At 67.1% G+C, this 11,918-nt stretch carries 10 protein-coding genes and 2 pseudogenes; 6 read left to right on the top strand and 6 right to left on the bottom strand.

The window, feature by feature from the left end:
• Positions 1–125: 125 nt before the first annotated feature.
• Positions 126–419, top strand: a pseudogene (locus A9W95_RS25895) (C4-dicarboxylate ABC transporter); the annotation flags it as partial.
• Positions 420–436: 17 nt separating this feature from the next.
• Here A9W95_RS25895 and A9W95_RS02835 read toward each other — a convergent pair.
• Positions 437–1,684, bottom strand: a complete 1,248-nt coding sequence (locus tag A9W95_RS02835) for a cytochrome P450 (protein WP_067409127.1) — start codon at positions 1,682–1,684, stop codon at positions 437–439.
• The gene (purB, locus tag A9W95_RS02830) at positions 1,681–3,099 is read right to left on the bottom strand and encodes an adenylosuccinate lyase (protein ID WP_067409126.1); all 1,419 of its coding nucleotides are present in this window, start codon (positions 3,097–3,099) and stop codon (positions 1,681–1,683) included. The genes A9W95_RS02835 and purB overlap by 4 nt, the downstream gene beginning before the upstream one ends.
• A 125-nt stretch (positions 3,100–3,224) precedes the next feature.
• Here purB and A9W95_RS02825 point away from each other — a divergent pair, with 125 nt between their 5' ends.
• A complete protein-coding gene (locus A9W95_RS02825) occupies positions 3,225–3,977 on the top strand; it encodes a DUF429 domain-containing protein (RefSeq protein ID WP_067409125.1) in 753 nt (250 codons plus the stop codon).
• On the opposite strand, the gene A9W95_RS02820 is transcribed toward A9W95_RS02825, so the two are convergent.
• Positions 3,926–4,579 carry a TetR/AcrR family transcriptional regulator gene (locus tag A9W95_RS02820; RefSeq protein ID WP_156745968.1) on the bottom strand — a complete coding sequence of 218 codons (654 nt, stop codon included), beginning with the start codon at positions 4,577–4,579 and terminating at the stop codon, positions 3,926–3,928. The genes A9W95_RS02825 and A9W95_RS02820 overlap by 52 nt on opposite strands.
• A gap of 55 nt (positions 4,580–4,634) precedes the next feature.
• Here A9W95_RS02820 and A9W95_RS02815 point away from each other — a divergent pair, with 55 nt between their 5' ends.
• The 3 genes from A9W95_RS02815 (at position 4,635) to A9W95_RS02805 (ending at position 8,849) form a co-directional block, all read left to right on the top strand.
• Positions 4,635–5,546, top strand: coding sequence for an alpha/beta hydrolase-fold protein (locus A9W95_RS02815; protein WP_067409123.1), 912 nt, complete (start codon positions 4,635–4,637; stop codon positions 5,544–5,546).
• A gap of 1 nt (position 5,547) precedes the next feature.
• Positions 5,548–7,131: a gamma-glutamyltransferase family protein gene (locus tag A9W95_RS02810; protein WP_067409122.1), complete on the top strand. Its 1,584-nt coding sequence runs from the start codon at positions 5,548–5,550 to the stop codon at positions 7,129–7,131.
• Between the two features lie 140 nt (positions 7,132–7,271).
• Positions 7,272–8,849, top strand: coding sequence for a serine/threonine-protein kinase (locus tag A9W95_RS02805; protein WP_216638124.1), 1,578 nt, complete (start codon positions 7,272–7,274; stop codon positions 8,847–8,849).
• Here A9W95_RS02805 and purD read toward each other — a convergent pair.
• Together purD and A9W95_RS02795 are read right to left on the bottom strand one after the other, a co-directional pair.
• Entirely contained in the window at positions 8,846–10,117 is a 1,272-nt protein-coding gene (gene purD, locus A9W95_RS02800) for a phosphoribosylamine--glycine ligase (RefSeq protein WP_067409120.1), read from the bottom strand. The two genes, A9W95_RS02805 and purD, sit on opposite strands and share 4 nt — an antisense overlap.
• A gap of 25 nt (positions 10,118–10,142) precedes the next feature.
• Positions 10,143–10,574 carry a MarR family winged helix-turn-helix transcriptional regulator gene (locus A9W95_RS02795; RefSeq protein WP_067409119.1) on the bottom strand — a complete coding sequence of 144 codons (432 nt, stop codon included), beginning with the start codon at positions 10,572–10,574 and terminating at the stop codon, positions 10,143–10,145.
• Positions 10,575–10,632: 58 nt separating this feature from the next.
• Between A9W95_RS02795 and A9W95_RS02790 the strand changes: the two genes are divergently transcribed.
• Positions 10,633–11,718, top strand: coding sequence for an aldo/keto reductase (locus A9W95_RS02790; RefSeq protein WP_067409118.1), 1,086 nt, complete (start codon positions 10,633–10,635; stop codon positions 11,716–11,718).
• Between the two features lie 3 nt (positions 11,719–11,721).
• Here A9W95_RS02790 and A9W95_RS02785 read toward each other — a convergent pair.
• Positions 11,722–11,918 (bottom strand): annotated as a pseudogene (locus A9W95_RS02785) (carboxymuconolactone decarboxylase family protein); the annotation flags it as partial.

Here is an 11,918-nt window from a genome sequence, read left to right as displayed (position 1 = left end):
AACGTCGAGTGGACGCGGAGCAACCGCCATACCGGTATCCGCCACCTGGTCGTGGAATTGCACGAGGCGCGGTGAACCTGCGGCTCGCCGATGTCGAGCCGGCTCCCGATGTGTTCGCGGCGGTCATGGCCACTGGCATCGTGTCGATCGCCGCTCATCTACAGCATTACCGCTGGATCAGCGACACGTTGGGGGTCCTGGCAACCGCGGGCCTATTGGTTCTGGTCATGCTGGTGGCGGTGTATGCGGTGCTCGGCAGGATTCGCTGGGATCTCACCGATCCTGATGTGACACTGCGCCTGTTCACCTTCGTGGCCGCGTGCGCAGTACTGGACAGCCGGCTGGCAGCGCAGCCGGTGGTGGTGGCGACGCTCGGGGGAGTCGCGCTGTCGGCGTGGCTGGCCTTGACGGCGCTCACCGTCCGCAATATGTGTGTTCACCGCGCCTCGTGCAATTCCACGACCAGGTGGCGGATACCGGTATGGCGGTTGCTCCGCGTCCACTCGACGGGCCGCACCACGCGCACGCCGTCGAAGCGCGACAGCAGTTCCTCGAACAACACCCGCAATTCCAGTCGGGCCAGGTTGGCGCCCAGACAGTAGTGCACACCTTGACCGAATCCCAGATGTGGGTTGGGTTTTCGGGCGATGTCGAACTCGTCGGCACGGTCGAACACCGCTGCGTCGCGATTGGCCGAGCCTTCCCAGATCTGAACTTTCTGTCCGGCTTCGATGTGCTGTCCGCCCAACGCGACGTCGCGGGTGGCGGTGCGCCGCTTGGACGGCGAGGGCGAGGTCCAGCGGACCATCTCCTCGACCGCTGTTCCGAGAAAGTCGAGATCGGCACGTAGCGCGGACATTTGGGCTGGGTGTTCGGCCAGCGCCAGCAGCCCACCGGCGACCGCATTGCGAGTGGTCTCCGCACCGGCGCTGAACAGCAGACTGAAGAACAGATAGACCTCGACGTCGGACATCACCGGCGCGTCCGCATCGTCGGCCAACGCGTTCGCCACTACGGACAGCATGTCGTCGGTCGGCTGGGCCCGCTTCGCGGCGATCAGTTCCTGCCCATAGGCGTACATCCGCGACCCGGCTTCCTCGAGGGAAAGCTGCGACAACGTCGCCTTGCGCGACCCACCGAAGTCGAACTGCGGCTCGATGGCTTCGAAAAGCCAATGCCGTTCGGCCTCCGGCACTCCCAGCAAGATGCAGATCATCTGCATCGGCAGTTCGGCGGCGACGTCGACCAGAAAATCGAACGGCTCCCCCGGCACCACCGCGTCCAGCAGCCGCCGAGCCCGGGCCCGCAGGTCGTCCTCCACACGCCGGATCATGCGCGGCGTCAGCCCAGAGCTGACCAGTCGGCGGATCTGCGAATGCCTCGGGTCGTCCATCATGTTGAGCACCTGGCCCGCGATGGACAGGTCCTGCAGCAGCGTGCCGCCGAACGGTCGCTGTCCGCCGGTCACCGAGGAGTACGTCACCGGATCACGCAGGACCTCAAGGGTTTCGGCGTGGGTAGCCACCGACCAAAAACCCTCCCCGTCCGGGGTGTGTTCCGTCGGCTCGTGCCAATACACCGGTGCTTCGCGACGGTGAATGGCGAAGAGGTGGTGCGGGAATCCCGCGGCGAAGTTGTCCAGATCGGTGAAGTCGATACCCGACAACGCACTGGCTAGCGTCACAGGATCGCCCCGGGCGTGTACTTGGCCGCGTCCGGATGCCGGCTGACCAGCGCGTCCACCATTGCGACGACCTCGTCGACCTGTTCACCGGCCGCACCGGTGAATGCCTTCTTGTCGGCCAGCGCCGCGTCGAGCGCGTCGCGGTCCAGCGGGAGCCTCGGGTCGGCGGCCAAGCGGTCCAGCAAGTCGGGTTCGGCGCCGCGTTCGCGCATGGCCAGCGCCGTAGCCACGGCGTGTTCGCGGATCACGTGATGTGCGGCTTCGCGGCCCATGCCGGCGCGTACCGCGGCGATCAGGACCTTGGTGGTGGCCAGGAAGGGCAGGTACCGGTCCAGCTCGCGCTGGATGACCGCCGGGTAGGCACCGAACTCGTCGAGCACGGTGAGGAACGTCTCGATCTGGCCGTCGACGGCAAAGAAGCTGTCGGGCAACGCGACCCGGCGCACTACCGAGCAGAACACGTCGCCTTCGTTCCACTGCGCACCGGCCAACTCCGCGGCCATCGAGGCGTAGCCGCGCAACACCACCTGCAGTCCATTGACTCGCTCACAACTGCGAGTGTTCATCTTGTGCGGCATCGCCGAGGACCCCACCTGCCCGGGCGCGAATCCCTCGGTGACCAGCTCGTGTCCGGCCATCAGCCGAATGGTGTGCGCCAGCGACGACGGCCCGGCGCCCAACTGCACCAAGGCGGACACTACGTCATGGTCCAGCGATCGCGGGTAGACTTGACCGACGCTGCTGAATACTGTTGTGAATCCCAGGAATTCGGCGACGTGGCGTTCGAGCTCGTCGAGCTTGGCGGCATCCCCGTCGAGCAGGTCGAGCATGTCCTGCGCGGTGCCCATCGGCCCCTTGATGCCTCGCAACGGATAGCGGTCGATCAACTCGCGCAGCCGGGTCAACGCGATCAGCGTCTCCTGGGCCGCCGAGGCGAATCGCTTGCCCAACGTGGTCGCCTGCGCGGCGACGTTGTGGCTGCGCCCGGCCATCACCAGCTCGCGGTAGGCCACCGCCCGTTCTGCCAGCCGTGCCACCACGGCCACCCCGTGGGCGTATACGACTTCCAGCGATCGTCGGATCTGCAACTGCTCGACGTTTTCGGTCAGGTCGCGGCTGGTCATCCCCTTGTGCACGTGTTCATGGCCGGCGAGCGCGTTGAATTCCTCGATGCGGGCCTTGACGTCGTGGCGCAGGACGCGTTCCCGCGCCGCGATGGAGGACAGGTCGACGTCGTCGATCACCCGTTCGTAATCGGCGATCGCCTCCGCGGGAACGGCCACCCCGAGCTCGGCTTGCGCTCGCAGCACGGCCAGCCACAGGCGCCGCTCGGCGATGACTTTGGCCTGCGGCGACCAGATCGCGACCATCTCGGCGCTGGCGTACCGGTTGGCCAGCACATTCGGGATACTCACGAAGACACAGCTTACGGGTGCGCGCCGGTTCGCCCACCTGTCGCTGCGAGGTGGGCACAAAGAGCGTCGCACCGCCCACCGGCCGGTGTGACGGAGCTGACCGCGCCTCGATCTACGCTTTGAGGGTGCACTTCGCCGGCGTGGATCTGGCCTGGGCCGGCCGCAACCCCACCGGTGTCGCCGTGCTCGACCCAACCGGTCACCTGCTGGATGTCGGCGCAGCCCGAGAGGACGACGCGGTGCTGGCGATGCTGCGGCCGTATTCGACCGGCGACTGCGTGGTCGGGTTCGATGCGCCGCTCGTGGTCACCAATCCGACCGGCCAGCGTCCCGCCGAGACGGCGCTCAACCGCGACTTCCGCCGATTCGAAGCCGGCGCACATCCGGCCAACACCAGCAAGCCGGAGTTCGCCAACGGCCCGCGCGCCGCCCGATTGGCGCGCGCGCTGCGCTTGGACCTCGATCCGCTTTCCCCGTCGCGACGGCGAGCCCTCGAGGTCTATCCGCATGCGGCGACGGTGGCACTGTTCCGGCTGCCGCGCACCCTGAAGTACAAGGCCAAGCCGGGCCGCGACCTCGCGCAGCTGAAGTCGGAGTTGCTGCGGCTGATGGATGGTCTCGAGGGCCTGGCGCAGGCCGAGATACCCCTGCACGTCACCACTCATCCGGGCTGGGCGAGACTGCGCCGGCAGGTCGTCACCGCGCAGCGCAAAAGCGAATTGCGGCGCGCCGAGGATCCCATCGATGCCGTCGTCTGCGCGTATGTGGCGCTGTACGCCTACCGCTGCCCGGCCGATATGACGGTCTACGGCGACTTGGCCAACGGTTATATCGTCACGCCGACGCTGCCCGCTGGCCTGGCGACCACGGGCCGTTGATCCACCGGCGCCAGCACGTCGACCAGGTCCACCACGGTCGACAGCGCGGCACCGCGCGGGTCGCGGCCTTCCACCAACGCGGAGACCACCGAACCGTCGACGGCGCAGATCAGCGTGCACACCAACTCGATCCGAACCGACCGGCCGGACCGCTCGATGGCCTCGGCGACCGCCTCGGCACGCTGGCGCAGGCTGCGGCGCATGCTTTCCTGCAACGCCGGTAGGCGAGTGCAGGCGATGTGCCGCTCGTATCGAGAGATGAGCTGCTCGGCGAGCCCGGGGCCGGACACGTCGCCCACCAGCAGGTCAACCAGCACCTCAGCCGTGGTCTCGGGACCCCGTCGCCGGCGGGACAGCGCGTTCACCCGAGCCCGCAACTGTGCGACCTCGATCATCCCGATGTGTTCGACCGCGCGGGCGATTAAATCGTCGAGAGACGAGAAGTAGTAAGTGGTGGACGCCAACGGCAGGCCGGCTCGCCGGGCGACTGCCCGGTGGCGCACTGCTTCGAACCCGCCCTCGGCGAGCAGCTCGGCGGCAGCGCTGACCAACGCATACCGCCTACGTTCTCCTTTTGGAGTAACTGCTGCCGTCACGCCCACACATGCTGCCAGCCAAAGTGGTACTGCATTGCCATTTTCGCCAAACGTCCATGGCATGATGGCGCGCATGCCGGACTTGAGTCGTCGCTCGGTGCTGGGCCTGGGAGCCAGCGCGGTATGCGGCGCGGTCGGCGCATATGCGCTCGACATGGTGTTTTCGCCGCGAACTTCGGTCGCCGCGCCGCAACCGGCGTTTGGAACAAGCGTTCCATTGGCGCCGGGACGACCGCTCGATCCGCCGCCGCCCGCTCAGGCCGCACCCACCATGACGACCGGCTCCTTCGTGTCGGCCGCGCGCGGCGGTGTCTCGACCAACTGGGCGATCGCCCGGCCGCCGGGACAGACCAAGCCGCTGCGCCCGGTGATCGCGCTGCACGGCAAAGGCAGCGATGCGGCCACTGTCATGGCCGGCGGTGTGGAGCAGGGTCTGGCCCAGGCTGTCAACGCCGGATTGCCGCCGTTCGCTGTCGTCGCCGTCGACGGGGGCGGCGGGTACTGGCACAAGCGCGCCTCCGGTGACGACGCCGGGGCCATGGTGCTCAACGAACTGATTCCCATGCTGGACAGCCACCAGTTGGACACCTCGCGGGTGGCTTTTTTGGGGTGGTCGATGGGTGGCTACGGCGCGCTGCTGCTGGGCGGGCGTCTGGGCGCGGGGCGCACCGCGGCGATCTGTGCGGTCAGCCCGGCCCTGTGGACCTCCGCGGGCGCGGCGGCACCCGGGGCTTTCGACGGGGCCGACGACTACGCCGCGAACTCGGTGTGGGGCATGCCGGCGCTGGGCGCCATCCCGATCCGCATCGACTGCGGGGACAGTGATCCGTTCTATTCGGCGACCAAGCAATTCATCGCGCAACTACCCAATCCGCCAGCGGGCGGTTTCTCGCCAGGTGGCCACGACGGCGGATTCTGGAGCTCGCAGCTGCCGGCAGAGCTCACCTGGATGGCGCCGCTGTTGACGGCCTGACATGAGCGCGCCGTTTGGGTGGAGCTTCCCCTATGCCTGGCCGCGCAAGCCGATTCTGGGCCGCAACGTCGTCTGCACCTCCCAGCCGCTGGCCGCCCAAGCGGGGCTGCGGATGCTGGCCGAGGGCGGCAACGCCGTCGACGCCGCGATCGCGACAGCCATCACCCTCACACTCGTGGAGCCGGTTTCCAACGGCATCGGATCGGATGCATTCGCCATCGTCTGGGACGGCACGCAACTCCACGGCTTGAACGCATCCGGGCGTTCGCCGGCAGCGTGGACACCGGATTACTTCGGCGGCCACGGTGTTCCGGCTCTGGGCTGGAACTCGGTGACCGTGCCGGGTGCGGTATCGGCTTGGGCCGAACTGCACGCCCGGTTCGGCAAGCTGCCGTTCGCGCGGCTGTTCACCCCGGCAATCACCTACGGGCGCAACGGATTTCTTGTGTCAGCAACCGTCGCCGAGCAGTGGGCGGCTCAGGTTCCGCTATTCGCCGACCAGCCCGGGTTTGCCGAAGCGTTCCTGCCTGACGGGACAGCGCCACAGCCGGGTCAGTTGTTCCGGTTGCCCGCTCACGCGGCCACGCTGGAGGCCATCGCCGAGACCAACGGCGAGGCGTTCTACCGCGGACATCTGGCGCAGGCGCTGGCGGCACATTCGGCGGCCAACGGTGGGGCGCTGGAAGCCGGCGACCTGGCCGCCCATCACGCCGACTGGGTGGGGACCATCGCCGGCAACTACCGCGGCTACACGTTGCACGAGATACCGCCCAATGGCCAGGGCATCGTGGCGCTCATTGCTCTGGGCATCCTCGACCACTTCGACATGTCTTCGCTTGCAGTCGATTCCGCGGACAGCGTGCATCTGCAAATCGAGGCGTTGAAGCTCGCGTTCGCCGACGCGCACACCCATGTCGCCGATATTGACCACATGACGCTGGCCTGTGAGCAGCTTCTCGACAGTGGCTACCTTCAGGAGCGCGCCAAGCTGATCGACCCGCGCCGGGCCAAGCCGGCAGCGGCCGGTACACCCGCCGGCGGCACCGTGTATCTGACCGCCGCGGACGCCGACGGCATGATGGTGTCGATGATCCAGTCCAATTACATGGGCTTCGGATCGGGCGTGGTGGTACCGGGCACGGGCATATCATTGCAGAACCGCGGTGCGAATTTTGTTGCGCAGCAGGGTCATCCGAATACGGTCGGACCGAACAAGCGTCCCTTCCACACGATTATCCCGGGCTTTGTGACCAGGGCTGGCGCGCCGGTGATGAGCTTCGGGGTGATGGGCGGACCCATGCAGCCGCAGGGGCACGTGCAGGTTCTGGTGCGCATCGCCGACTACGGCCAGAACCCGCAAGCCGCCTGTGACGGGCCCCGGTTCCGTTGGGTGCAGGGCCTGCAGGTCAGTTTCGAGAAGGGCTTTCCCGCAGCCACGTTGGACGAATTGCGCCGACGTGGACACGAGCTGATCACGACCGAGGACTACAACCAATTCGGCAGCTGCCAGGCGATCTGGCGGCTGGCTGACGGGTATGTGGCGGCCAGCGACCCGCGCCGCGACGGACAAGCCGCAGCGTTCTGACCGACCCAAACGAACTCGCCGAAAGTTAAGCGTTGGGTATGTTTTGGTTAACGGAAGGTGGATTGTAGGTGAACCACCGTTGTACGCTCCGTGGAGGCTGCCGCTGAGGCTGGAATGCGCAGTGAATGGACGGTGCGACGATGGGGTCAATCGCTGGGAACCCGGGCGTCGGGTTTAAGGCGGGTGAGGTGTTCGCCGGATACACGATCATCCGGTTGCTGGGATCGGGTGGAATGGGTGAGGTCTACCTCGCCGAGCATCCCCGGTTGCCCCGCCGCGAAGCGCTCAAAGTATTGGGCACAGAGCTTTCCGCCGACGACGCCTATCGATGTCGCTTCATCAAAGAAGCCGACCTGGCGGCCGGGCTGTGGCATCCCAACATCGTGCGCGTCAACGACCGCGGCGAGTTCCACGGTCAGCTATGGATTTCCATGGATTTCGTGGACGGCACCGACGCGGCAAGCCTGTTGCGCGACCACTATCCAGTCGGCATGCCGGCGGATCAGGTGGCGACGATAACCGCAGCGATCGCCAGCGCGCTCGACTATGCGCATCAACAGCACAATGTCATGCACCGCGACGTCAGTCCCGCCAACATCCTGCTTGCCGCACCGCGCGACGGTGACCAGCGAATCCTGTTGGGAGATTTCGGTATCGCGCGCAACATTTCCGACAGCAGCGGGCTGACCGCCACCAACATGACCATCGGCACCTTCCCCTACGCCGCCCCCGAACAGTTGACGGACGAACCGGTTGACGGGCGCGCCGACCAGTACGCGCTGGCTGCCACCGCCTACCATCTGCTCACCGGTACCACCCTCTTCCCGCACACCAACCCCGCCGTAGTCATCGGTCGACACCTGACCGCGCCGCCTCCCGCTCTCGCCGACACCCGGCCCATGCTCACCAACTTCGACCCGGTGCTGGCCAGAGCGCTCGCCAAGGACCCCGCCGATCGGTTCCCGCGGTGCACCGACTTCGCCGACGCGTTCGCCCAGGCGGTCCGCTCGCGCCGGCACCCCACGGTTGCCGCGCTGACCATGCCGCGACCGTTGGTGGCCAGGCCGCCCAAGCCCACAGCGGCTCCCGCGGCCACCGCTGGCGCAGACCGGGACCGGCGACGCGGCCGATGGCAACTTCTCGCCGCAGCCGCGACGGCCGTCGCGTTGACCGCCGTCGGCGCCAGTGGGTACCGGTTCGACGCCGAGAACACGGCCACACAACAGAATTCGCTCGCTGCCGCACCACCCGTGGCGCAGGCACAACACCTCCCGGAGCCGGCGCCGCCGCCCGCTGCGGTCCCGCCGCAAGTCGTGTTGCAGGCAGCACCGCCGCCGGCACCGCCGCAGGTTCAGGAGTTGCCCAAGCCGGCCGTACCGAAGGCCGCCCCGCGGCCAGCAGCCCCGGCTCTGGTCCCGGCGGCCGCGCCGCCGGCACCCGTACCGGTCCCCGCGCCCGCGCCGGCACCCGCACCACAGCGGCCCGCCCCCGACCAAACCTTCATCGGCCTGATCGAGCAGATTCCCGGGCTCACCGTCACCGACCCCACTACCGCGGCCGCCACGGGCCGTGCCGTGTGCGCGGACCTGCAGAACGGGGGAAGCCCTGATGATGCCGCGACCGCCACCGTGAACAGCGGCGCGGGAGTCAGCCCGGCGCAGGCGGCTGCCGGGGTCAACGCGGCGATCACCGCTTACTGCCCGCAGTATCGGCGTTAGGAGACGCTGATGTCGCCCTCAGCCGCCCGTAGCGCGATGTCGCTACGGAAGTGACTGCCGGGCAACCGAATCGACTCCAATATGTGGTATGCGTGGGCTCGTGCCCCGGCCAAGTCGGGGCCGGTGCCCACCACCGACAACACCCGACCGCCCGAGGAGACAATGGCGCCGTCGTCGCGGCGCGCGGTCCCGGCGTGCAGCACTCCCTCGGCCTCGGCGCCGGTGACGACGTCTCCCAGCCTTGGCCGGCCCGGATAATTTTCGGCCGCCAATACCACGGTTACCGCAGCGCCCTCGCGCCAGCGCAACTGCCCGAACTCGGCCAATCCGCCCGAACCGGCCGCGTGCAGTAGCTGGCCCAGCGGCGATTCCAACAAGGCCAGCACCGCCTGGGTCTCCGGATCACCGAAGCGACAGTTGAATTCGACCACCGCGGGTCCCTCGGCGGTGATTGCGAGACCGACATACAACAAGCCGCTGAACGGGCACCCGCGGCGCACCAGCTCAGCCGCGACCGGCTCGACAATTCCGCTGACGATTTCGCGACGGACATCGTCGGGTAACCAGGGCAATGGTGCGTAGGCACCCATTCCGCCGGTGTTGGGCCCGGTGTCACCGTCGCCGACCCGCTTGAAGTCTTGCGCGGGCAACAGCGGCACCACGGTTTCCCCGTCGACCACGCAGAACAGCGACACCTCGGGTCCGTCCAGGAACGACTCCAGCAGCACCGGATGCCCGGCGTCGAGCAGGCTGGCCGCATGGGCGCGGGCGGCGTCGCGATCCGGCGTCACGACCACGCCTTTGCCGGCCGCCAGGTGGTCGTCCTTGACCACCCAGGCCGGGTCACCAGCGGGCGGACCGAACCGCTCCAGGGCCGCGTCCAAATGCGCCGGATTGTCCACTATTTCGCTGGTGGCGGTGCGCACCCTGGCGGCGGCCATCACCTCCTTGGCGAACGCCTTGGAGCCCTCGATACGGGCGGCGTCCTTGCTGGGCCCGAAGCACACGATGCCGGCCTCCCGCACGGCGTCGGCCACACCGAGCACCAGCGGCACCTCGGGGCCGATGACCACCAAGTCGGCCTCGACTTTCCGAGCCAGGCCGACCACTTCATCACCGGAGGTGATGTCGACGGTGTGTTGCTCGGCGATCCGGGCGGTACCGGCATTGCCGGGAGCGATGCTCAGTGCACTGACCTCGGGATCGTTGGCCAGCGCCAGCAGCAAGGCATGTTCACGGGCACCGGAGCCGATTACCAGGACGCGCACGACAGGCCAGAGTAGCGGCAACGTCTCACAGAATCTTTTCCAACAGGTTTTTCAGCTCTTTGCGCTGTGTCAGGCTCAGCCGCGCCAGACGTTTGTCGAACTCGCCGGACAGCACCGCCATACCGTCAGCGGCGGCTCGCCGCCCGGCCGGCGTGAGAATCAGGCGGTGACGGCGCAGATCGGCGGGATCGATCTCCCGGCGCACGTATTGCGCGGCCTCCAGCCTCTTCAGGTAGAGCGTGACCGTTGCCTTCGGCATGCTCAACGCGGTGGCGAGCTCGGCCGGGTACGGATACTCGTCCACCTCTGCCAGCAGGAATAGTTCTTTAGAGTCCAGACCCACGGCCGCCATGTCGGCCTCCACGGTGGAGATCACCGACAACAGCAACCGATAGTTCAGCGACCAGATCTTGGCGGCGTCCTCGGCAGACGTCGACTTGCCAGATCGTTCAGACATGAACTAGTTTAGTTCTGTACAAACTCATGTGTGAACAATCTACCAGAAAGCGGTCACCATGCCTCTGGATCAATACGTGACACTCGGGCGGTCCGGTCTGCGGGTAAGCCCCTTGTGCTTGGGCGCGATGACATTCGGAGAAGACCTCGGTTGGGGCACCAGTGTCGAAGAGTCGCAACAGATCATCGATAGGTACACCGAGCTGGGTGGCAACTTCATCGACACCGCGAACTTCTACACCCGAAGCCATTCGGAGAAGATCATCGGCGACCATATCGGGCGCCACCCCGAACGGCGCGATCGTCTGGTGATAGCGACGAAGTTCAGCGGAAACCTGTATCCGGGTGACCCCAACGGCGGCGGGTCCGGACGCAAGTCGGTGATCAAGGCGTGCGAGAACTCGTTGCGGCGCCTGCAGACCGACTACATCGACTTGTACTGGCTGCACATGTGGGATGTGAACACTCCCATCGAGGAGACGATGGCCGCACTCGACGACCTCGTTCGCGCCGGCAAGGTGCGCTACCTGGGTGTCTCCGATACACCGGCGTGGAAGATCGCCCAGGCCAACCTGATCGCCGCATTCCGCGGGTGGTCGGCGTTTGTCGGGCTGCAGATCGAGTACTCACTGCTCGAGCGCACCGTCGAGCAGGAATTGGTCCCGATGGCAACCGAATTCGGCCTCGGGATCACCCCATGGTCACCGCTGAAGAGCGGCGTACTGAGCGGCAAGTACACCCGGAGCAACGCCGGCCAGCGCAGCGCCGACCGAGGTGCCTTGGTCGACAGCTTCCTCAACGACGAGACCTACGCGCTGATCGACGAACTCGAGGTCATCGCGGGCGCACACGACTCGACGGTGGCCAGCGTGGCGCTGGCCTGGGTGCTCGCCCAGCCTGCCGTCTCTTCCGTCATCATCGGCGCACGCAGACTTTCGCAACTCGACGACAACGTCCGGGCCGTCGATGTTGAGTTGACCAGTGACGAGCTGGCCCGCCTCGACGCGCTGACCGAACCCACCCTCGGCTTCCCCACCAACATGCTGGAGATGGCGGCGGGCATGATCAACGGCGGGACCACGGTCAACGGTAGGTACGGGCCGACCTCGGAGTACGTGATGCCCGAAGGTGGTCAGCCCTACTGAGGCTCACTCCGGCTGGTTGCCGGAGTGCATCTTCAGCGCGCTGTCGACATTGGCCTTCTTGTCCTCGCCGGCACCCTTGGCCGCGGCCTTCTTGCGCTTGGCCACCACGGTGTCGACGGCGCCGTTGAGCGCCGAGCCCAACGGGAAGCCGAGGTAGTGGGTGAGGAAGACGGCCATCTCCTTCAGCTCGGACTCGTCGA

Origin of the sequence: Mycobacterium sp. 1423905.2 (genome assembly GCF_001673155.1) — a bacterium.
In the GTDB taxonomy this organism is placed as follows: Bacteria; Actinomycetota; Actinomycetes; order Mycobacteriales; family Mycobacteriaceae; genus Mycobacterium.
Note: the sequence above shows the minus strand (reverse complement) of the source record. Positions and strands in the feature narration are given on the sequence as shown.

What these genes read in the sequence shown, in the direction of transcription:
- A9W95_RS02815 (WP_067409123.1), top strand. Translation starts at nt 4,635, where the DNA reads ATGATGGCGCGCATGCCGGACTTGAGTCGTCGCTCGGTGCTGGGCCTG.
- A9W95_RS02810 (WP_067409122.1), top strand. Translation starts at nt 5,548, where the DNA reads ATGAGCGCGCCGTTTGGGTGGAGCTTCCCCTATGCCTGGCCGCGCAAG.
- A9W95_RS02805 (WP_216638124.1), top strand. Translation starts at nt 7,272, where the DNA reads ATGGGGTCAATCGCTGGGAACCCGGGCGTCGGGTTTAAGGCGGGTGAG.
- A9W95_RS02795 (WP_067409119.1), bottom strand. Translation starts at nt 10,574, where the DNA reads ATGTCTGAACGATCTGGCAAGTCGACGTCTGCCGAGGACGCCGCCAAG.
- A9W95_RS02790 (WP_067409118.1), top strand. Translation starts at nt 10,633, where the DNA reads ATGCCTCTGGATCAATACGTGACACTCGGGCGGTCCGGTCTGCGGGTA.